This is a genomic window from Paracoccus sp. IB05 (assembly GCF_016405985.1).
Lineage (GTDB): Bacteria > Pseudomonadota > Alphaproteobacteria > Rhodobacterales > Rhodobacteraceae > Pseudogemmobacter.
In genome coordinates, this window is record NZ_JAEFCF010000003.1 from 22,467 (window position 1) to 43,233 (window position 20,767).

The 20,767-nt window shown below is 62.8% G+C and carries 23 protein-coding genes; 12 read left to right on the forward strand and 11 right to left on the reverse strand.

Annotation, left to right across the window (positions count from 1 at the left end):
- Positions 1–12: 12 nt before the first annotated feature.
- The gene (locus JC607_RS02840) at positions 13–843 is read left to right on the forward strand and encodes a BON domain-containing protein (protein WP_198835440.1); all 831 of its coding nucleotides are present in this window, start codon (positions 13–15) and stop codon (positions 841–843) included.
- A gap of 260 nt (positions 844–1,103) precedes the next feature.
- On the opposite strand, the gene JC607_RS02845 is transcribed toward JC607_RS02840, so the two are convergent.
- Positions 1,104–1,418 carry a hypothetical protein gene (locus tag JC607_RS02845; protein WP_198835441.1) on the reverse strand — a complete coding sequence of 105 codons (315 nt, stop codon included), beginning with the start codon at positions 1,416–1,418 and terminating at the stop codon, positions 1,104–1,106.
- Positions 1,419–1,606: 188 nt separating this feature from the next.
- Here JC607_RS02845 and JC607_RS02850 point away from each other — a divergent pair, with 188 nt between their 5' ends.
- The 3 genes from JC607_RS02850 to JC607_RS25930 all read left to right on the forward strand — a co-directional run bounded on the left by JC607_RS02850 (position 1,607) and on the right by JC607_RS25930 (position 4,675).
- Complete coding sequence (locus tag JC607_RS02850; RefSeq protein ID WP_198835442.1) at positions 1,607–2,104, forward strand: ferritin-like domain-containing protein; 498 nt, start codon at positions 1,607–1,609, stop codon at positions 2,102–2,104.
- 92 nt (positions 2,105–2,196) lie between these two features.
- Positions 2,197–3,375 (forward strand): NAD(P)-dependent oxidoreductase, encoded by a 1,179-nt coding sequence (locus JC607_RS02855; protein WP_198835443.1) that lies wholly within the window; start codon positions 2,197–2,199, stop codon positions 3,373–3,375.
- A gap of 202 nt (positions 3,376–3,577) precedes the next feature.
- Positions 3,578–4,675 carry a sensor histidine kinase gene (locus tag JC607_RS25930; protein WP_198835444.1) on the forward strand — a complete coding sequence of 366 codons (1,098 nt, stop codon included), beginning with the start codon at positions 3,578–3,580 and terminating at the stop codon, positions 4,673–4,675.
- On the opposite strand, the gene JC607_RS02865 is transcribed toward JC607_RS25930, so the two are convergent.
- Entirely contained in the window at positions 4,624–5,418 is a 795-nt protein-coding gene (locus JC607_RS02865; RefSeq protein ID WP_233092601.1) for an SDR family oxidoreductase, read from the reverse strand. The two genes, JC607_RS25930 and JC607_RS02865, sit on opposite strands and share 52 nt — an antisense overlap.
- A 317-nt stretch (positions 5,419–5,735) precedes the next feature.
- On the opposite strand from JC607_RS02865, the gene JC607_RS02870 reads away from it, so the two are divergent.
- The 4 genes from JC607_RS02870 to JC607_RS02885 all read left to right on the forward strand — a co-directional run bounded on the left by JC607_RS02870 (position 5,736) and on the right by JC607_RS02885 (position 10,795).
- Positions 5,736–6,089 carry a response regulator gene (locus tag JC607_RS02870; protein ID WP_198835446.1) on the forward strand — a complete coding sequence of 118 codons (354 nt, stop codon included), beginning with the start codon at positions 5,736–5,738 and terminating at the stop codon, positions 6,087–6,089.
- A gap of 215 nt (positions 6,090–6,304) precedes the next feature.
- Positions 6,305–6,874, forward strand: coding sequence for a hypothetical protein (locus JC607_RS02875; protein ID WP_198835447.1), 570 nt, complete (start codon positions 6,305–6,307; stop codon positions 6,872–6,874).
- 70 nt (positions 6,875–6,944) lie between these two features.
- Positions 6,945–10,445 (forward strand): CheR family methyltransferase, encoded by a 3,501-nt coding sequence (locus tag JC607_RS02880; protein WP_198835448.1) that lies wholly within the window; start codon positions 6,945–6,947, stop codon positions 10,443–10,445.
- 134 nt (positions 10,446–10,579) lie between these two features.
- The gene (locus tag JC607_RS02885) at positions 10,580–10,795 is read left to right on the forward strand and encodes a hypothetical protein (RefSeq protein WP_198835449.1); all 216 of its coding nucleotides are present in this window, start codon (positions 10,580–10,582) and stop codon (positions 10,793–10,795) included.
- A gap of 68 nt (positions 10,796–10,863) precedes the next feature.
- Here the strand turns inward: JC607_RS02885 and JC607_RS02890 are convergent, their stop codons facing one another.
- The 3 genes from JC607_RS02890 to JC607_RS02900 form a co-directional block, all read right to left on the reverse strand.
- A complete protein-coding gene (locus tag JC607_RS02890) occupies positions 10,864–11,439 on the reverse strand; it encodes a sigma-70 family RNA polymerase sigma factor (RefSeq protein ID WP_198835450.1) in 576 nt (191 codons plus the stop codon).
- Positions 11,440–11,534: 95 nt separating this feature from the next.
- A complete protein-coding gene (locus JC607_RS02895; RefSeq protein WP_198835451.1) occupies positions 11,535–11,753 on the reverse strand; it encodes a hypothetical protein in 219 nt (72 codons plus the stop codon).
- A 140-nt stretch (positions 11,754–11,893) separates the two neighbouring features.
- Positions 11,894–12,340, reverse strand: coding sequence for a BON domain-containing protein (locus JC607_RS02900; RefSeq protein ID WP_198835452.1), 447 nt, complete (start codon positions 12,338–12,340; stop codon positions 11,894–11,896).
- Positions 12,341–12,522: 182 nt separating this feature from the next.
- On the opposite strand from JC607_RS02900, the gene JC607_RS02905 reads away from it, so the two are divergent.
- Together JC607_RS02905 and JC607_RS02910 are read left to right on the forward strand one after the other, a co-directional pair.
- Positions 12,523–13,050, forward strand: a complete 528-nt coding sequence (locus JC607_RS02905) for a hypothetical protein (RefSeq protein ID WP_198835453.1) — start codon at positions 12,523–12,525, stop codon at positions 13,048–13,050.
- A gap of 12 nt (positions 13,051–13,062) precedes the next feature.
- A complete protein-coding gene (locus JC607_RS02910; protein WP_198835454.1) occupies positions 13,063–13,656 on the forward strand; it encodes a hypothetical protein in 594 nt (197 codons plus the stop codon).
- 573 nt (positions 13,657–14,229) lie between these two features.
- On the opposite strand, the gene JC607_RS02915 is transcribed toward JC607_RS02910, so the two are convergent.
- The gene (locus tag JC607_RS02915) at positions 14,230–14,391 is read right to left on the reverse strand and encodes a hypothetical protein (protein WP_198835455.1); all 162 of its coding nucleotides are present in this window, start codon (positions 14,389–14,391) and stop codon (positions 14,230–14,232) included.
- A 642-nt stretch (positions 14,392–15,033) separates the two neighbouring features.
- On the opposite strand from JC607_RS02915, the gene JC607_RS02920 reads away from it, so the two are divergent.
- Both JC607_RS02920 and JC607_RS02925 read left to right on the forward strand, forming a co-directional pair.
- Positions 15,034–15,861 (forward strand): oxidoreductase, encoded by an 828-nt coding sequence (locus JC607_RS02920; RefSeq protein ID WP_198835456.1) that lies wholly within the window; start codon positions 15,034–15,036, stop codon positions 15,859–15,861.
- A gap of 9 nt (positions 15,862–15,870) precedes the next feature.
- Positions 15,871–16,872, forward strand: coding sequence for an AraC family transcriptional regulator (locus JC607_RS02925; RefSeq protein WP_198835457.1), 1,002 nt, complete (start codon positions 15,871–15,873; stop codon positions 16,870–16,872).
- A gap of 351 nt (positions 16,873–17,223) precedes the next feature.
- Here JC607_RS02925 and JC607_RS02930 read toward each other — a convergent pair whose 3' ends face one another.
- The 5 genes from JC607_RS02930 to JC607_RS02950 all read right to left on the reverse strand — a co-directional run bounded on the left by JC607_RS02930 (position 17,224) and on the right by JC607_RS02950 (position 20,755).
- Positions 17,224–17,985, reverse strand: coding sequence for a DUF4394 domain-containing protein (locus tag JC607_RS02930; RefSeq protein ID WP_198835458.1), 762 nt, complete (start codon positions 17,983–17,985; stop codon positions 17,224–17,226).
- Between the two features lie 126 nt (positions 17,986–18,111).
- Positions 18,112–18,669: a fasciclin domain-containing protein gene (locus tag JC607_RS02935; protein WP_198835459.1), complete on the reverse strand. Its 558-nt coding sequence runs from the start codon at positions 18,667–18,669 to the stop codon at positions 18,112–18,114.
- A 135-nt stretch (positions 18,670–18,804) separates the two neighbouring features.
- Positions 18,805–19,506, reverse strand: a complete 702-nt coding sequence (locus JC607_RS02940; RefSeq protein ID WP_198835460.1) for an anti-sigma factor domain-containing protein — start codon at positions 19,504–19,506, stop codon at positions 18,805–18,807.
- Complete coding sequence (locus JC607_RS02945) at positions 19,503–20,057, reverse strand: sigma-70 family RNA polymerase sigma factor (protein WP_198835461.1); 555 nt, start codon at positions 20,055–20,057, stop codon at positions 19,503–19,505. Before JC607_RS02945 ends, JC607_RS02940 begins: the two co-directional genes overlap by 4 nt.
- Complete coding sequence (locus tag JC607_RS02950; RefSeq protein ID WP_198835462.1) at positions 20,054–20,755, reverse strand: hypothetical protein; 702 nt, start codon at positions 20,753–20,755, stop codon at positions 20,054–20,056. The genes JC607_RS02945 and JC607_RS02950 overlap by 4 nt, the downstream gene beginning before the upstream one ends.
- Positions 20,756–20,767: the final 12 nt, after the last annotated feature.

Consider the following 20,767-nt stretch of genomic DNA (forward strand, 5'->3'; position numbering starts at 1 on the left):
GAGGAGAGACCAATGGCAAATCGGCGCTATGATGAGAGCCAGGACGCACAGCGGGACCGCGCCCGTTTCGAGAGAGATGGGGGTGGCCGGGACGAACATACGACCGCCTGGCGCCCGCGCGCCTATGACCAGCCGCGCTCCCGCGAAGACGAGGCCGAAACCCGTTTCCGGACTGGATCAGAATGGGACCGGGACCGGCGGGACAGTGAGCGCGCGCCGGGACGGGCGCATGACGATTATGGCCGCCAGGACTATGGGCGCGGCGAATATGAGCGGCAGGATTACGGTCGGCCGGATCGGGGCCAACAGGACAGCGGCCATGCCTATGGCTTTGCCCGCCATGAACGCCGCTACGATGAAGAGGGCCGGAACCGCAGCGAAGACGCAGGCTGGACTCGCGAAAGCCAGGGTGGGTTTCGCGAAAGCGCAGGGTCGCCGCCCTATGTCGCGGGTTTCCCGCCCCGCAGCTATGATGCCGGCATGTATGCCGCCTTCCAGGGTCAGGGCCGGGATGAGCCGCGGGGATTTCGCGGCCATGGACCGAAAGACTACAAGCGCAGCGACGAACGGATGCGGGAAGATGTCTGTGACCGGCTGGCCGATGCCGATGCTGTAGACGCCCGGGGAATCTCGGTCGAGGTGGCGAATGGAGAGGTCACACTCAGCGGGCATGTCTCGTCCCGCCAGGCCAAGCGCGCCGCCGAGGATGCGGTCGAGAACTGCTCGGGCATCGTGCATGTCCAGAACAATCTGCGGATCCGCGACCGGCAGGACGAGGCCTCGCCAGCCGCGATCCCCGCCATGGCTGCTGAAACCGGGAAGCCCGGTTCCAAACCAGGCTGATCCCCGGCAGGACTGCTGAACCCGCCGCTGCGGCCCGCGAAAAAGCGGGCCGCAGTTGCATGAGAAGCCTCCGCTTTCGAAGAGGGATCGACGGCGGAAAAAGCGTCATTCAGGACAACGCGATGTTCCCGGACTCCCTAATCCAGCGGCAATGCCCGAGGTGCGATGACTTGCTGCCCCGGCACTGTCAGGTGCCAGGGCCGCTGATCTTTGGCCCGCTAGGTCGCGAGCCGAGTCAGATTTTGAGATGTGACCGCCCGTTACTCTGTCGGCTGGCCTTCGGGCGCATTGGGGTCAGGCGGGCTTTCACGCGTTGTCGGCTCGCTCGCCGGGCTGTTGGTTGTGCCGGACTGGGCATCCGGCTCGACGACCTCGGCAGGGATGGTCGAGGTGGCCGGCTCGTTGACGGTTCCGGCATCAAGGCCCGCCGGGGGCTGCGGGTCGGCGTCGGAGACCTCTTCTCCCAACCAGTAAACGATGATCCCCACCCCGAACAGGGCGGCCAAAGCGATGCCGAGCAGCGGGGCCCAGTGGCGCCTTGTTTGCTTTTCCAGATTGGTTTGTGGCGCGGACATGGCGAACTCCTTTCAGGGTCTGTCTGACAGGGTTTCAATCCGGGACGCGCCAATAATGTTCCCGGCGGCATGCGGGCCGGGGGGCGACCCTCCGCCGCCGCACAAAGAGGATCGCGGCGGCCCGGAACAATCTGCGCCCCTGCCGGTTCGAGCAACTGAACCCTACCAACCCGCACAGGAGCGAAGCCATGAAAGCGAAGACCCTTGATGATCTGTTTCTCGACCTGCTGAAAGACGTCTATTACGCCGAGCGAAAAATCCTGAAAGCCTTGCCGAAAATGGCCCGCGCCGCGCAGTCGGCAGAGCTGGGCACGGCCTTTGAGAAACACCATGACGAAACCCAGGTGCATGTCGAACGGCTCCAGCAGGTGTTCGAAATTCTGGGGAAACCCGCGCGCGGCAAGACCTGCCCGGCGATTGAAGGCATCCTTGACGAAGGCGAAGAGGTGATCGACGGCTTCAAAGGCTCACCCGCGCTGGATGCCGGTCTAATCGCCTCTGCCCAGGCGGTCGAGCACTATGAAATGGCACGCTACGGCACGCTCAGAAACTGGGCAAAGCTGATGGGTCAGCCCGAGATCGCAAAGATCCTGCAAAGCACGCTTGCCGAAGAAGAGGCGACCGACAGCACGCTGTCGAAGCTTGCCGAGGGATCCGTCAACCAGGCCGCGCTCGCCGCCGCCTGAGGCCGCGACCGCCGCCCGCTCCCGGTGGCGGTCGCGGCAGGGCTGGCTCTGACACGATCAGAGCCAGCCCCCCTTTTGAGAGGTAACCAGCCATGACCTGTGTCCTTGTCACATCCGTCTGCAGCCATCATGGGCGCCATCTCGTGCGGGCGCTGCGGGAACGGGGCCATGAGGTCATCGGTCTTGATGGCCGACTGCATGGCCATTCCGACAGCAGCCCCGGCGCCGCCACTCTGACAATTCCTGCGGATCTCGACCTGATCATGTCCTGGCCCGCCGACCAGGACAGTCTTGCTTTGGCGCTCACGCGGGCCGATGCCATTATCCATCTGATCCCCCCGGTGCATCCAATGGACCTAGATCTGTTGAAGCGGCCGCCCGCATCCCCCTCGGCCGCCCTGACAGAGATGATCGCGCTTTTGCGGGCTGCAGCTACAGCGGGCATCAGGCGATTTGTCCTGCAATCAAGCCTGATGGTCTATGGTGAGGGCCACTATATCGACGAAGATGGTCAGCCCCAGCCTGCCCGCCGCATGGTTGAAGACCTGCAAGCGGGGATCTGGCAGGCCAAAGGATTGCGGGGCCAGCCCATCGCCGCGATGCCGACCCCGGAAGATGCGCCGACCTCTCCCCTGAACGAGGCGGCAAAGCTCTGCCTGCTCCGCGAGCGGATGGTCAGGATCTGGGCACGTGCCACCGGGGCGGATGTCGCCGTTTTGCGCATGGGGCGTCTTTACGGCACCCCGATGGCTGGCGACATAACGGTCGGCGGTGAGATCGGCCTTATGGCGGCGGCTGTTCTTCGCGGAGAGCCGCCCGTGCTTTTGGAAGATGGCGGGCAGACGGATGACTGGCTGCATGTCGGGGACGCCGCTCACGCGATGTGCCTGGCCCTTACCGCTTGTAACCGAGACCTCCCTTCGCTCAACATTACATCGGGTATCGGACACACTGCGACCGAGGTGGCCGAGCTGATCGCCCGGGAAGCTTTCGGACAGGCCGGACAGGTCAGGCCGCTTGAGATGGCTTGCATAGGGACCGGCCGCCATCTCATCGGAGCGCCGGGGGCCGCCGAAAACCTGATCGGTTTTCTGCCGCAGCATTCATTTGTCGCCGGCCTCAGCGATCTGATCCACTGGACAAGGCAGGCTGTAATCCCTGAACAGGCCCTCGATCTGATGCAACACTTACAGGATGCCGCCGATCTGATCGGGCCAGGAAAACGCAGTCCGACGGGTGCTTTCAGCGAAATGCGCGGCCACCTTCATTGAGGGTATGACGTTCAGCTTACACGCGGCCGGTCCGGATGCCCCGCTTCGGACCTTGAGATATCCCTTTCCCCCCGTCTGATCCGGGAGCCGCTCATCCCCCCCGGCGGCCCGAAAAAATATTCTTGATCGGGGTTTTGAAAAATACAAACATCCCGGCTCATGCACATCTGTCTAACGTGACTAAAAGAGCGGGCTTATCATCGTGGAAACCGGACATGATCGGGTGATTGGTGATCAGGTGCGTCGGTTCGACTGGGGACGGACCCCGCTCGGCCCGCGTGACGCATGGCCAGTTGCGCTGAAGATCACTGCCGATCTGATCCTGCGCTCCGATTTCCCCAAATGCCTGTGCTGGGGGCCGGAGATGATCACCATCTACAATGACGCCTTCGTGCCGATCCTCGGTCAGAAAGCCCCCTGCCTTGGCCAGCCCTTCAGCGTGATCTGGGCCGAGGCCTGGCATGAAATCGGACCGATCGCGGATCGCGCCCTCTCCGGGCAATCAACCTTCATCCGGCATTATGAGCTGCAGATCGAGCGCGGCAACGGGCCGGAGACCGGCTGGTTCACTTTCTGCTACAGCCCGGTCGCGGATGAGACCGGCAGGATCTGCGGCTTTATGAACACCGTGATCGAGACCACGGGCGAGGTTCTGACCGCCCGCCGCAGCCGCATTCTGAACGGCGAATTGCGGCACAGGATCAAGAATGCCTATGCGAAGGCGGTGGCGATCCTGCGCCTGACCTTCCGACATGCCGCATCGCCCGAGGCTGCGCTGGATGCCGCGATCCGCCGCCTGAGCCAGCTGGATCAGGCGCAGCGCGCGCTGTTGGAGGATATTGACGGGACGCTGGATATTCGCGCGCTGATCGCGGGCGCGCTTGCCGGCACCCTGCCGGAAAACCGGCTCGTCACGCGCGGCCCGCCGGTGATGATCGAGGCGGACCAGGTCTTCGCACTGAGCCTCGCGCTTGGCGAGCTGGCCACCAATGCGCAGAAATACGGGGCCTGGTCGGATGGCAATGGCCGGGTCACCATCGAATGGACCCAGCGACGCGGCCAGTTCGCGCTGTTCTGGCGCGAGGAAGGCGGCCCGCCGGTGCAGGAACCAGCGGTAAGCGGCTTCGGGCGCGAGCTGATCGAGGCCGCGCTGCGCCACGAATTTCACGGAGATGCCGTCCTGGCCTTTGAGCCACAGGGCGTTGTGTTCTCGCTGCGCTCCCCTTCCGCCACCGAACCGCGCGAGGATCAGATCAACGGCTTGCCGCCGGTCACCGCCACTGTCGCCCCCGAGATATAGCTCGACATCGGTTCAGCCAGCATCACATAGGCCGAGGCCAGCTCGACCGGCTGCGCCGGGCGTTTCATCGGGTAATTCTCGCCGAACTTCGCTACCTTATCGGCGGACATGCTGGCCGGGATAAGCGGGGTCCAGACCGGGCCGGGCGCCACACAATTCACCCTGATGCCTTTCTCCGCCAGCATCTGCGCCAACCCGCCGGTGAAATTCTGGATCGCCCCCTTTGTGGTGGCATAGGCCAGCAGCGCCGGGTTCGGCATGTCCGCATTGATTGAGGCGGTGTTGATGATCGCGCTGCCCGGTCGCATATGCGGCACCGCAGCCTTGCACAGCCAGAAGACCGCATGGATATTCACGGCAAAGGTATGCGCCCATTCCTCGTCGGAAATGGCATCCAGATCGTCAAACGTGTCCTGATGCGCGGCATTGTTCACGAGGATGTCAATCCGGCCAAATTCTGCGACTGCCTTGCCGATAAGGGCGCGGCACTGCGCCGGATCCGCGATGTCTGCCGCCAGAGGCAGGCACCGCCTGCCGGCTTGTTCGATCAACCGCGCGGTATCCGCCGCGTCTGCGGTCTCATTCAGATAGGCAAGCACAATATCAGCGCCCTCGCGCGCGTAGGCAATTGCCACCGCACGCCCGATTCCGCTGTCAGCCCCGGTGATCACCGCGATCATCCCGTCGAGCCGCCCCGCGCCGCGCCAGCTTTCCTCGCCATGATCCGGGCGGGGCTGCATCATCTGAAAACTTCCGGGCAAACCTTGGGTCTGCCCGCGGAAGGGCGGCTTGGGATAGTCGCGGTAAAACGGCGAGTCTCCGGTCTTTTCCTGCCCCTTATGGCCCGGGGCGGTGGCGATGATCACAGGAGGGGTGTTTTCATCTTCGAAAGCTGACATAGCCGCATCTCCGCTTTTGTATCCCCTGTGAACCGGCATCTGCCGCGCATGTTCCCTGTCCCTATGCGGGAACTTTGCTTAGCTGCCCCTGTTCATACTCCATGTTCCGCGGAATGATGCAGCATCAGCACAGGGTCGTGCCCCCGGAAAGGAGGTAAAGCATGACAGAACGAAAACTGGCCGCCTTCCTGCCGGACCTTGGCGGAAAACGGGTGATGATCGTCGAGGATGAATATCTTCTGGCGGCCGATCTGGCGCGTTTCCTCGATCAGGCCGGGGCGCTGGTCATTGGTCCTTTCCCAACCGTTCACGAGGCGCTGGATCACCTTTCCCTCGACCCGACGCCCGATTTCGCGATGCTGGATGTGAACTTGCGCGGCGATATGGTTTTTGCGGTCGCTGATTTTCTGATTGCCGCCGGAATACCGTTCCTGTTCATTACCGGATATGACACCGGCGTATTGCCGCCAGCATATGCCGCTATGCCCAGGCTGGAAAAGCCGATTGACCTCTGAACGGCTGAATTGGCCCAATCCCCGGCAAAGACCAGGCGGTTATCCGCAGATTCGCAGATCGGAAAAATCAACCCGTTGAAATAATGTCATTTTGCACAATGATCACCCAGGTTGCGTCATTCTGATCTTCGTTCATAGTGAAAGAGTGCAAAACCCGAACCGCGCCGGGTCAGCTGCCTCAATGATGACCGACCTCGACGCGAGACGGAAACAAGATGCAGACCCTGACTGGCCAGAACATTATGATCGTCGAAGACGATTATTTCGTCGCGAATGAACTCGCCGATCATTTTCGTGCCGCAAAGGCCCGGGTCCTGGGCCCTTTTCCTACAGTCAACGACGCCGCTGATTTCGTGGGTGATGCAGATCTGGCGGTTCTTGACCTGAACCTGCGCGACCAGAAAGTCTATCCGCTTGCTGATCGCCTGATGGAAGCCGCCATCCCTTTCGTGTTCTATTCGGGCCAGAGCATCGCCGGTATTCCAGGGCGCTTCGCTCATATAACCCATCTGCCAAAACCCTGCCTGGCTGGCGAAGCCGTGGCCCTTCTGGAACGCGCAGCCCGGAGCCATACGCGTGACCTCGTGTCCCTGCTGCCAAGGCTGCGGCTTTCAGCGCGGCTGATCCTGACCGATCCGATTGCCGCCGACCGGCTGGTCGAGGCCACTTTTGAGCTGGCCTTGCAGGAACAATCGGCGCTGACCGCTGTTCCTCCGCTGGAACAATGGCTGCAACAGCTGATGGAGCGCGCGCTGGCTGAACGGGGACGCGATCTGTTGAACTGAACCCGCTGTCGCTGAACCGCGCATCGGGCTAAGGTCACAGGCGCCTTCGTGATCCGCGCCAGGACCTTGCATGATCAAGTCACTCGAGAATGGCCCGGCACAGGGGTCCGAGAACCTTCCCGATGAGATCGCCGCCATCATCGGTATCGGCGTGGCGACGGAGTCGCTTGCCTCGCTGACCGGCATCTTCGCTGCCATCGAGCCGGGGCTCGGCGGCGCCTATCTGGTCGTTGTCGGCGGGATGGATCCGCCCTCACTGGCGAGCGTGGTGGATCAGTTGGCCGCCGCCTCGGCCCTGACGGTACTCGCTGTGGATGACGGCACGCCACTGCATCCCGAACACGTCTATATCGCCGATTCCAACCATCTGCTGACCCTGGAGTCCGGTCTGCTCTCCCTGCGCGAGCGGCAATCCGACAAGACTGCCGGGGCTGTCGATACCATGTTGGAATCCGTCGCGCGCCATGCGGGACGGTGCTCGGTCGCGGTGATCCTGAACGGGCTGCATGATGAGGGCGCGGTCGGGCTGCGCGCCACCAAGGAATGCGGCGGGCTTTCCATCGGGGAATGGGATCCCGGCGATGCCGATGGGTCCGAGACCGCCGGGCCTTCGGGTGTTCTCGACCTCCGTGGCACCCCGAGCCGGATCGCCGCCGAGATAGACCTTTATATCGGCAATATAGCGGTTCTGCCGGAGGCCAGCATCCGCCTGACCGCCGAGGCGGTTGAGGCGCAGATCGCGGATATCGTCGCAGCCCTGCGTCGGGTCACCGGCAATGATTTTCACGGCTACAAGCGCGGCACCTTTATCCGCCGCGTGCAACGCCGTCTGCAGGTGCTGCAACTGCCCGACATTGCCGCCTATGTCGCACTTTTGCGCGAGAACCGCGAAGAGGTGCAGCGCCTGTTCCAGGATCTGCTGATCGGTGTGACGCAGTTCTTCCGCGACGCACAGGAATTCGACCTTCTGGAACGCGAGATCCCCGCGCTGTTTCGCGATAAACGGCCCGAGGATACCATCCGCATCTGGGTTTTGGGCTGTGCGACCGGCGAAGAGGCCTATTCCATCGCCATGCTGCTGAAGGAACATGCGGCCACGCTGGAATTCCCGCCGCGCATCCAGATCTTCGCCACCGACCTCGATGCCCGCGCGCTCGGCCTCGCCCGGGCGGCCCGCTATGCGCCGACGATTGCCGATCACATCCGCCCCGACCGGCTGGAGCGTTGGTTCACGCGTGAGGGCGACACTTACAGCGTGGTGAAAGAGCTGCGCGAGATCTGCATTTTCTCGCCGCATAACCTGGTCAAGGACGCGCCCTTTTCGCGCATTGACCTGCTGTCCTGCCGTAACCTGCTGATCTATCTGAATATCGAGGTTCAGGACCGCGCCATTCCGCTGTTCCACTTTGCCCTGCGCAGTGGCGGGCTTCTGATGCTGGGCTCATCGGAAAATGTCACGCGTCACCAGACGCTGTTCACCCCCATTGACCGCAAGAGCCGCCTCTTCCGCCGGCTGGAAACCGCGACCAGGGTGATCCCTGACTTCCCGCCCTCGGTCCGGAAACAGGCCAGCCGCGGCGCGGCGCCGGCGTCAGATCCGCTGCCGCTGTCGCGCCTGTCGGATACTGTCAGCCGCCAGGCCGATGCCGTCGCCGAGCGCTTTGCCCCCGGCTATGTCGTCGTCGATACCCAGTTCGAGGTGCTGCATTTCTCGGGCCGGATCGGCCGGTTTCTGGAACCCCTTACCGGAACCGCCTCGCTCAATCTGATCAACCTTGTTCACCGTGACCTGCGGGTCGAGCTGCGCTCGGCGCTGTATCGCGCGGTCACCGAAGGCGTCCGGGTCGACCTGCCCCGCCAGCTGCTGCGCCAGGACGATCAGGCGGTCTGCGTGAATATCGTGATTGAGCCGCTCAGCCGCGACCATATCACCTCGCTTGTGGTGGTGTTCCAGCATGTCGGCATCGCAAAAGAAGATACCGAGCCCGCCGTTCCGGCCGAATCCGATGATCACGTGCAAAGGCTGGAAAACGAGTTGCGGGTCACCCGCGAGCGCCTTCAGGCCACGATTGAGGAGCTGGAATCCACCAATGAAGAGCTGCGGTCCTCGAATGAGGAATACCAGTCGGTCAATGAAGAACTGCAATCCACCAATGAGGAGCTGGAAACCTCAAAGGAAGAACTGCAATCGGTGAATGAAGAGCTGCAGACCGTCAATCTCGAACTTGGCCACCAGATCCACGAACTGGCGCGCAGCAATTCCGATATCAAGAACCTGCTGGAAGCCAGCCAGATTGCCACGATCTTTCTGGACAATGACCTGCGGTTGCGCAGCTTCACCGCCTCGGCCACCGAAGTTTTCCACCTGCTCGACACCGATATCGGGCGGCCGCTGGATCATGTGGTGACCCGGATCAGCTATCCGGAAATCCAGGACGATGTGAAAGCGGTGCTGCAAAGCCTGATGCCGGTCGAACGGCTGGTGGCGGATCCGGCGCGGGACCGGCATTACGCGGTGCGCGTTCTGCCCTATCGCAGCATCGACAATTTCATCGGCGGCACGGTGCTGACCTTTACCGACCTGACTGCCACCCGCAACGCCGAGCGCGCTTTGCGCGACAGCGAAGAGCGGCTCCACCGCCTGCTCGACGGTCTGCCGCAGCTGATCTGGCGGGCAGGCCAGCCTGGCATCTGGACCTGGGCCAGCCCGCAATGGACGGCCTATACCGGCCAATCCTCCGAAGAAGCGCTTGGCTCCGGCTGGCTCGACGCGGTTCACCCGGATGACCGCGACAACGCCCGGGCGGCCTGGGCCGCAGCCGAGGCGGAAGGTTTCGAGGTCGAATTCCGGCTGAAATCAGATGCAGACGGTCTCTGGCGCTGGTTCAAGACCCGCGCCACGCCGGTGCGCGACAGCGCGGGGCGAATCATCGAATGGCTGGGCACCTCGACCGATATCGACGAATTGCACAGCCTTCAGGAACGCCAGCGGGTGCTGGTCGCCGAGCTGCAACACCGCACCCGCAACCTCTTATCAGTGGTGCGCCAGGTCGCGCAGCGCACCTTGCAATCGGCAAAGGATCTCGCGGATTTCGGGCCGCGCTTCCGCGACCGGCTTGAGATGCTGGCGCGGGTGCAGGGGCTTTTGTCCAGCCTTGATGAGAATGACAGGCTCAGCTTTGACGAGCTGGTGAAAAGCGCGCTTTCGGCAGTGGGGACCGACCCCGGCAATCGCGTCCGACTCGATGGCCCCTCCGATGTGCCACTGCGCCCGCTTGCGGTGCAGATGCTTGCCATGGCCCTGCATGAGCTTGCCACCAATGCGGTCAAACATGGTGCGCTTGGGCAGGCCGGGGGTAAGCTGCTGATCGCCTGGCGGATTGAGGCGGCGGAGCGCCCCCTTCTCCAGATCGAATGGCGCGAAACGGGAGTAACGCTGCCGGATACCGCGCCACGCCTTGGTCAGGGGCGCGAACTGATCGAAAAGGCCCTTCCCTATCAGCTGGATGCGGTAACGACATTCAGCCTCGACGCGGACGGGGCGCGCTGCACCATCGCTTTGCCGCTCTGATTCTGCATCCCATTGCGCCGCACCAGGGAACATCGGCCCGGCTTGCCGATTGAAGGGATATGCAAAGCTCGGAGGGACGTCTGATGAGGAAAGCGACAGGAAAGCCGACAGCTGGCGATGCTGGAGCTGATACTGTGCCCGCCGAGAACCCCGTCCCCGAAGTGCCGGTTTTCGACCGCGCCACCGACGATCTGCCCTGGCCGCAGGATGAAACGCTGCCCGCAGATGACGAGGGCAACATCCTGCCGGGCAATGATCCATTGGACGAAGACCCGAATGACAATGGTGATGAGGAGCAGTTCGACCCCGAAGATCGGCACCAGCGCCGGAACCCTGAAGCGGGGATCTGAGGACACCGTATCGCGCGGCTGCGCCCGACGCGGCTGAGGTCAGCACTGCGCCGGGCCTTACCCTATGATCAGAAATTCACGGCAATAAGATCGCTGAGGCGCTTCACGCCCAGTTCCTCCAGCAGCATCTGGCGGCCACGGCTTACCCGGCTTTTCACCGTCCCGATGGCGCAGTCACAGATCCGGGCAACATCCTGATAGCTCTCGCCCACCACAAAGACGAGGATCAGCGCCTCGCGAAACTGCGGCGGGAGGCGGTCAATTGCCTGGAACACACGATTGCCGGTGATCTGCGTATCATGTCGCGGAAAGCAGATGACATTGCCAGACACGCAATCCGCCTGGCCCACAGGTTCGCGGGCCCGTTTGTTGACGCGGGTGAGAAACGAATTACGCATGATGGTAAAAAGCCAGGCACGGAGGTTGGTTCCTGGCTGAAAGCGCGCCACATTCGCGATCGCTTTCATCAGCGTTTCCTGGACCAGATCATCAACCTCGTCCCCGCCCCGCGTCAGATTGCGCGCGTAAATCCGAAGCCTGGGGATCAGCGCGATCAGCTCGTCCGAAGTCGTCCTGGTCTGGTTGCCCACATTGTCTGGGCTACGGGTATTGCTCTGGCTGTCGGTGTGGTCCGGCGTCAACATGGCGTCTCTCCCTCATCCTCTGCACGGGAAGACAACCAGACGGAGAGCCTTGGGTTCCGCTGCCCGATCAGGGCCAGCGGTATTCCGCCAAAGGGTCAGAGCGTCCGGTCGGTCTCATCACCCGGCGCAGAGAATTCGCTGCGCCGCAGATCCAGTGCCCTGCCCAGCTCTGCCGCGAGGACCTGCAACCTGTCAGGGACAGGCTGCGCCGTAACCGCCTGCAACAGATCCTGCGCTGCGGCCCGAGCAAATTTGTCTTCCTCTGAGGACGTCTGCGCGCCCTGCCCGGGGAAGGGAATAACCGAATTCACCATCGATCAGATCCAGCCTGTGTTATCCGCGATCTTAGTCTACTCAAAAAAATCCAGCCAGAATACAGGTCTTTGCATCCGGCCGGGTAAATCTCTCGTGCCCCCTCTTTTGACCTGACGCGGGGCATCGGCTGTCACATCCCTCAAGAACCGGCGCCGGCCTGCACTCTCAGGTTGTTCTGAACGTAATTCACGCCCCGGCATCTCTCGGCAATATCCTCGGCAAGACGTTTTGCCTGGCGCGATGGCACCGTGCCCGCCAGCGTGATCTCGCCCTGCGATACCGTGACCGAGATGCCCGCGGCATCCAGCGCGTCATCCTCGGTCAGCCCCTCGCAGACATCCTCAAGAACGCGTGTTTCAGACCGGGAATAGCCTTTCGGCCCAAGCCCCGTGAATCCGCAAGCAGCCCTGGGCGGAAGATCAGCCTTCGGTGAGCTGAGGCCGGAGCCAGGCCCGCGTTCGTGATCGAGCCCGCCATAATTGCCGGGGTCCCACTCCCGCCGAGACGGGCGTCTTTCCGCGCCATAGAACGCAACTGAACGCCGCTCTTCAGTCGCCTGATCCCTGTCCTTCCAGTCACCTGTCATAACGATATCTCTCCTCCACGGGCGGCACAGACATGCCGGGATCACGCTTCAACCAATGGCCTCGCCAGATGTTCCGCACACGCACTGCAATGGCTCAGAACGTGGTGACGGGAACAATTCGCCCATCGGTCGGTTCTGGACTGCACCCGGCGACACATACGCCGCTCATCCAGGAGGACAAGATGACACACCATGGCTTTGCATTCGTGCTGATCGCAGCCCTGGCGGCACCGTCAATGACGCTGGCGCAGGAAGCAACCGATCCGCCTGCCGAAGACGGCACTGTCGCCGTTCCGGAAGCCGCCGACACAATGGGCAAAGTGGATTGCGACAGCGATTTCAGCGCGCTCGATGTGGATGGCGATGGCTATATCAGCCAGACCGAATCTGCCCGTGATACCGCCCGGGCCACGATTGATGGCGTTACACCCGCGACCGAGGGGCTGAGCCGTGACCAGTTCCTCGCCATCTGCGGATCGGAGACCTGGTCCCAGACCACGCCTGAAGCCGGAGCCCCCTTCGAGGGAGCGAACAGTTTCACCGAGGAACAGGCCCGTGATCGTGCTGTTGCGTGGAATGTCACCGATGTCTCGGCACTGGTGAAAGACGACCAGGGCATCTGGCGCGGCACCGGCAAGGTCGGCGCCGAGGCCGTAGCCATCGCCATCGACTATAAGGGCAATGTCGTCACCACACCTGCTGTACAATAAGGGGGCTATGAAATGTCAGTTTTAACCAGAGTTTACGACGACTTCGCCACGGCGGAACGGGCGCGTGAATCTGTCCGGGCGCTTGGTCACACCGATGTGGAGGTTTCGGTTCTGGGCAACGAAACCCTGCGCGGGCACTACCGCGATACGGATACGGTGCCAGATGATGCGACCGGCGCCGCGACCGGTGCCGGGGTCGGCGCTGTGGCGGGCGGGGGTGCGGGGCTTCTCGCCGGGCTCGGCATTATCGCCATTCCCGGGATCGGGCCGCTGGTCGCCGCGGGCTGGCTTGCGGCAACAGCAGTCGGCGCCGTCGGAGGCGCGGTTCTCGGCGGTGCCGTCGGCGCGCTTGCCGATCTCGGGATCAGTGATACCGATGCTCCGATCTTCCACGAGGCGATGCGGCGCGGCAATGTCGCCCTGACCGTTCGTTTCCCGGAAGAGCGGCGCGCCGATGTGACTGCGGCTCTTGACCAGGTGCCGGCGACTGGCTTTCGTGACCTCAGATCACGCTTCGAGGCCGATGGCTGGCTTTACGATACCGCTGAGGCTGAGCGTCAGGAACGGCTTCGCAACCCGGACACCACGCGCTTTCCACCGCTCTGAGTGATACGCGCGCCCCGCGCCCTCTCACGGGCGTGGGGACCATCCTAGGACTCCGCAGCTCTTCACGATCAGAAATCGACGGTATCGGGAGGGGAGCCCTCTGGCGCGACCTGAGGAATCCCGCCAGAGGGTGCCCTGTGTTTCAGGCTTGTAACTAACTGGGGAACAAGGATCCAACGCAGGCTGATCTTCGGTGAAGACTGAGCTTTGTCGCGAATTTCGGTCCATTACAGTCCTGTCGCCCCGCACCTGAATGGCAGGGCCCGAGGCAGCCGACCCGCCCGCCCCCGTGGCCCTCCCCTGTGGCGGGTTAACTACGTGCGACCGGCGCGCGTCCAGTCGTGACTAGGTCGCCTGGGTTTTACTTTGCTGGCCGTCAGCCTGATGATCTATTGGACCTCGCACCCGGCGTGCGGGGTTGAAGGCAGCTTCAGGCTTAGCTTCATCGGCGACAGGTGGCCATGGCACCCAGGGCCCGGTTTTTTGATCAGGTTCGCTTTGTGGCAAGATTGTTCCTCCGGAACAAACGGCGGCGAGGATCATCCCCGCCGCCGATGCAAAAGTCAGGACTTGTCAGCGTTGCTGCGGTTGACGCGGCTTGTCATGGTCAGGCTGTTTCTGCCCGGGGTTCTGCTGTTCCTGCTGTTTGCCCGGCTTGCGATCATCCTCGCGTGCCGGATCAGTCGTCTGCGGATTTGCAGGTTTGGTCGGGTTCGGATTGTTCGGATTGGCCATCGTAGTTCCTCCCAGAGATTGATGGATAAGGCCGGGCAGTTTGTCCGGCTGTCATTCAACTGCCCTGCGCACCGGATGTTCCCGCCGGATCGAGAACTGCATTCCAAACTGGGCCTACCATCGTCCTCAGACCGATCAGAGGCTCACAAGCATGTGATGCTGTTCGCCCGCACGATACGATGAGCAACGTGTTCGCTGCGCCGCGCACTTCGGTGCGATTTTGGGGACTCTCTGCGGGTTCAGTGCCGTACCATACACAGACGGCTTTCCGCCCGTTTGGTCGATCTGGCCCGAAGCGGGGCTCTTTCCGTCGCAACATTAGCGAAGGACGCCTTTGTACCGCATAGCTACCGACCTGGCAGGATGTTTGCTGCGAAGCAAGATGAACGGCAGCTTGCACGAATGCGGCAAAGCAGCATAAGTCGAGGCCGACCGGCGGCTATGGGCCGGTCTCGCCTGTCGTGGGGAGAGGCACGCCCGACCGCGCCAAACCTGCCTATTGCTGTGTCGCGGCATGTTGCTCGGAGCCTTTTACCGACATTCTCGTATTGGCGTATTTCCCTAGTAAATTGGCGTAATGTGCCAATGATGTGGCGGAAGACGCGAAGTAAGTTGTCATCATTGCAAACGCACAGGTGCAACATGAACAGCAACATCCAACCAACCGCCCTCGTCACCGGAGCTTCTTCGGGCATGGGCAAGAGCATTGCCAAGCGACTGATTGCCGATGGCTATCTGGTCTATGTGGCGGCGCGCAGCGTCGACAAGATGGCTGATCTGGCGGCACTAGGTGCGGTGCCACTGGCGATGGACATCTCGAAGGATGCCGAGATCGTCGCGACGGTCGCCACTATCACCGAACGCTCGGGCGGGGTCGATGTGCTGGTGAACAACGCGGGCTATGGCCTTTATGGTCCGGTCGAGGAAATCGAGCTGGACGACGCCCGCTATCAGTTCGAGGTCAATGTCTTTGGTCCGGCCCGGCTGACCCAGCTATTGCTGCCCGCGATGCGGGCAAACGGCAAGGGCACCATCGTCAACATCACCTCGATGGGCGGCAAGATCTATACTGTTCTGGGTGCCTGGTATCATGCGACCAAACATGCGCTGGAAGGCTGGTCCGACAGCCTGCGGCTGGAGCTCGAGCCCTTCGGCATCCGCGTGGTTGTGATCGAACCGGGCCTGATCGAGACCGGCTTTGGCGCCGCAGCCTCGCGGGGGGTTCTGGATCGTTCGGCCAATGGTGCCTATGCCAAAGTGGCGCAAAGCGTGGCCGGTTCGATAGAGCGCAGCTATGGCCATGGTCAGGGCACCGATCCCAGCGTGATCGCCGATGTGGTGGGCGATGCCGTGAAATCCGTCCGCCCAAAAACCCGCTATGCCGCCGGAAAATATGCCAAGATGATGATCTGGGTGCGCAAATGGCTGGGCGACCGCGCCTTTGACCGGCTGATCAAGAGCCAGATGTAGGGGGTTGCGATGAACAGGGATACCAGCGACCGCTGCCGTTTGCCGCAGGCCTTCTGGCGGGCGGCAGAGCGGTTCGGCCTTCCGGCACCCGCCCTCTTGCGGCAGGCGCAACTGCCAGCGGCGCTGCATGTCACACCGGATGCCTGGCTGACCACGGCGCAGTATTTTGCGCTGTGGCACGCGGTCGAGGCTCTGTCGAATGATCCCGCCATCGGGCTACGGATGACGGTCGAGACCGATACCTCGGTTCATCCGCCCGCCACCATGTCGGCCTTTTTTGCGCGCGACTACCGCGACGGGCTGGGCAGGCTGGCCCGGTTCAAGCGCCTCTGCACGCCCGAGGAACTGACGCTGGCGGATAGCAGCGCTGAATGCAGGATCGCCTTGCGCTGGCTGTTCAGTTCCGAGGGCGAGCCGGATGCGGCGGCGGATGTGACTTTTGCCGCCATTCTGGAGCTTGGTCGGCGCGGTACAGGGCGACAGATCCGGCCCTTGCGGGTTGAAATGACCAGATCCAGCCCACCCAGCCCGATGCATCACAGCTATTTTGACGCGCCGATCCGCACGGGTTGCGCCGGGAATGCGCTGGTCCTGCGCAGCTCCGATCTGGACCTGCTGTTCGCGGGGCACAACCCGGATCTGCTGGCCATCCTAGACCCCTCGCTGACCGCTTCACTGGGCGAGATCGAGGCGCAATCCTCGCTGCCCGAACAGGTCAAGATCCTGATCAAGCGCCGCATCGCCAGCGGCAAGCCGGAAATCGGCGACGTGGCGCGCGAGCTGGGGATGAGCGAGCGGACCCTGCAACGCCGCATCACCCAGCACGGGGCCAGCTATCGCAGCCTTCTGGACGAAGCCCGGCGGGAGTTGGGTCGCGTGCTTCTGGCAGACGGGCAGAACGGTATCGATGAGGTGGCTTTCCTGCTGGGATTTCAGGACACCAGCTCATTCTACCGTGCTTTCCGGGGCTGGGAGGGCGTCACCCCCGCAGCCTGGCGCAACATGAACTGAAAGAGCGAACGGCAGCTTCCGGGAATGCGGCAAAGCCGCATTTGACTGGGTAGAACGGCTGTTAAGGGCCGCGCTCGCCTGCCGGGGGCGGCGGGACCGCTGATGGCGCCGAACCTGAAAGTTGCTGTGTAGCAGCATGTTGCTCGGAGCTCCATTGCGGGCACTCCGAGTTGACACTGCGAAATGTTGGAGTATGCCAGCCTGGTAATGCGGGCGTGCAGAATTCTCGGAGTTTGACGCTGGGCAAATGAGTAACCTGCTCAGAAGCCATTCAGGAAATGGATTGCGGCCCGGAAGCCTGAGGCTTCGGGCCGCGTCACTCGTCCAGAACTGAACTATAGCACTGGTTACTTACATCGCGGGAAGGATGGCGATGTCGCGGACATTCGCGCCTTCGATCCTGCCGACCTCCGTGGTTGCTCCGGTCTCGAGGTTGACGGAATGGAAGCCACCCTCGACCACCAGCCAGGCCGCATTGCCGCCTTTGCCGTCCGAGGCGATGTCGAACCCGGCCTCGGCCGGTTTCACACCGATCTCGCCCACCGGGTTCAGCTTGCCATCATTCGGCGGATCCTGGAGGACCAGCCAGCCGGCAGCACCGTCGATGTTGAAAAGCTGGGTCTTTTCAGTGCCCTTGTAGGAATTGGTATAGGCCCCTGCGATGATGTTCGGGGCGGTGCCATCCTCGTAGGAGTGGCTGCCATCGGTCACCACTTCACCCGTCTCAACCGTCACCCGCAGGCTGGTGCCATCGCTGCCCATCACACGCAACTTGTCGGCAACCGGGTTGAAATCTACCGTGGCGGAAACGCCATCGGCCAGCTTGGTGGCAAGCGTGCTGACCTTGGTCGCCACACCGGTCATCGGGTCGATGCTCGCAAGCGTGCCATCGGCAAAGACGCCATAAAGCAGGCCATCGGCCGGGCGCACGTCGATACCGAGGAGACGCCCTTCAACGCCGGTTACATTCACGCCGCCGGTGCGGGTCCAGGTCTCGGTATCAAGCCAGTGCAGCTCATTCTCGCCCGAGAGACCCACAACAGTCGCGGCCATGGCCGGTGCAGCAAGTGCCGAGAGGAGGAGTCCTGCAGTAACCGATTTGATCGCATTCATGGGAAATTTCCTTCTTTGGTTTGGGTTTGCCGGGTAGCCCGGCGATAACGGGCCATATCCGTGCGGGAGGGAGAGACCGCGCGAGACCTGGCCCGGGCCGTGACAGCCCTGATCTGGCCGGAGGGATCAGCCCGCCGGCAGCAGAACCTTGTCGATGACATGGATGACGCCGTTCGACTGCACGACATCGGCGATGGTGACGGTTGCGACGCCGCCGGTCTCATCGGTCAGGGTAACCATGCCGTCTTTGGCCTCGGCGGTGATCTTGCAGCCGCCCAGCGTCTCGATCACATGCTTGCCGCCATCATCTGCGACCATCTTCTGCACATCGGCGGCCATAGCCTTGGCACCGACAACGTGGCAGGTCAGGATCTTGACCATCGTTTCTTTGTTTTCGGGTTTCAGCAGGGTCTCGACCGTGCCTGCGGGCAGCGCTTCAAAGGCCGCATTGGTGGGCGCGAAAACCGTGAACGGCCCTTCGCCCTGCAGGGTTTCGGCCAGACCGGCGGCCTGGACTGCGGCCACCAGGGTGGTGTGATCGGCCGAGTTCATCGCGTTTTCGACGATGTTCTTATCGGCGAACATTGCAGCGCCGCCGACCATGGGATTGTCCTGCGCCAGTGCTGCCCCTGCGGTGGTCAGCGCAAAACAGCCTGCGAAGAGAGCTTTGGTAAAGGTCTTCATGTGACTTCCTCCCGGAAATGTCTGCCCCGTTGATCGGGGGACAGGAGAAGACACGGATGGTGGTTTCAGAAAGTTTCAGGCCCCTGCGATTTTTTTTCGCAGGGGCCTGTTTTTTCCCGGGCGTCAGACCCGGCATCAGATGTCGAGCAGATCGCCCACCGCCAGAACCGGCCCTGTCGGCAGGCCGGTGGGCGAGCCACCGGGCGGCTCCAGGCTGATCGCCATATGGGCGGCGGTGGTCATCAGCGCGCGGATCTGATCGCTGGTGACAGGAACCCGGGTCGAGACGCCGGCCGGGATCACCCCAAGCGAAACGGGAGCCTCGGCGCCGCGCGCGATCCAGAGCTGGAAGTCGTGCCCCTCGACCGGATCGCCGCTCATATGCGCAAGGCTGACGCTGCCGGTGGCACTGTCGTAGAGGACCAGATAGGTGACGCTGCTGCCCTCGGCAGTCAGCGATGCTGCGAGGCGGTCTGTCGGCACCGCAGGCTTCAGACCGTGCAAGGCCATGGCCAGCACAAAGGCCAGGGTGGCCGCGCCTGCAAGCCCCCGCCAGAGCGCGAGGCTTGACCAGAAACCGGGCCGCGCCTGAGCGGCCCCGAAAAGCCGCAGATCCAGCGCGCGTTTGACCGCAGGCGGCAGATCAGCCGGCAGGAAGCCCTCGGACAGCGGGGCAAGGCGGTCCTCCCATTCCCCCACAAGCCTGGCGAAGGCCGCATCGGTTTCAACCCGGCGGGCCAGGGCATCCTGTTCATCGTCCGACAAAACTCCAAGCGCGAATTCCGCTGCGAGGATGTCATCGCCGTCAGGCACATGATCCATATCGGTGTCGCTCATCTTTGCAGACACTCCTTCAACCGCATCAGGCTACGCCTGAGCCAGGTTCGCATCGTATTCAGCGGCACAGCATGGCGGACCGCAAGATCGGCATAGCTGTCGCCATCCAGATAAGCCGCGCGCACCGCAGCGGCGCGACCGGCGTCCAGTTCACCAAGGCAGCCCTCAAGCGCGCGGCGCTCTCCAGCGGCAACCGCCTGAGATTCGGGTCCGGGCGCAGAGTCGCGGACCTCCATGGCGTCATCGTCCAGCGCCGAGAGTACTCCGCGCCGCATCCGCAGCCGGTCGATCGCCCGGTTGCGGGCAATCGCGATCAGCCAGGACATCGGGCTTTGCCCGGTCAGCGCAAAGCGGTCCGCCTTCAGCCAGATCCCGATGAACACCTCTTGCACCACGTCCTCAGCCTCCGCTCTGTCTTTCAAGACACGCAGACAGGTGCCGAAAAGTTTCGCCGACGTGGCCGCATAGAGCCGATCAAAGGCTACACGGTCCCGAAGGGCAACCCTGAGGATGAGATCGGTGATCTCTGGCCGAACAGCATCCGGTGTCATCTGACCCTCCCATATGACGCGGGCGACTGGCGCAGTGCCAGCACCGAGACCAGCAGCACCCCTGCACCACAGATGCCGGTCACCACCGGATTGAGCGGATCGACGTTCGCCGCGATCACCCCGATCAGCGCCCAGATGAGCGCAGGTGCAAAGGTCCAGTCGCTCTGCGGGCGCGTAAGGATCACGACCGCAACCGCCAGAACTGCCAACAGCATCAGAACTGCAGCCGTCCTGGCGGGCAGGAGGCCGTAACCGGTCAACGCCGCCGAAAAGGCCACCCCGGTGGCCGCCGTCAGCCATCCCGCATAGAGGCCAAGCGGCAGGTGCTGCCAGATCGCGGGCCCACTGCGCAGCCAGGCCAGAATGGCAAAGCCCGCCATGACCATGATCATCGCGGTCGCCAGCAGTGGCACATGATTGGCTGCCGCGATCCAGAACACGCCAACCGACAGACTAATGCCAAGCGGTCCTGCCGCCTGCGTCCAGTCCGGGCCACCACGTAAGACACCAATCACAGCGGCAACGATCAGCGCGAGATAGATCAGACCCCAGATCGAGAACGCCCATCCCGCTGGTTGCGCGGGCCAGGCATCGGTGACGGGAAACTGCTCCGGCCTGAAGCCCCCGGAAAGCAGCGGCGCGGCGGCAAAGGCCAGCGCCAGCAGCAGAACCAGGATCGAAAGCGTTTTTTGTGGCATCGGATCACCCTT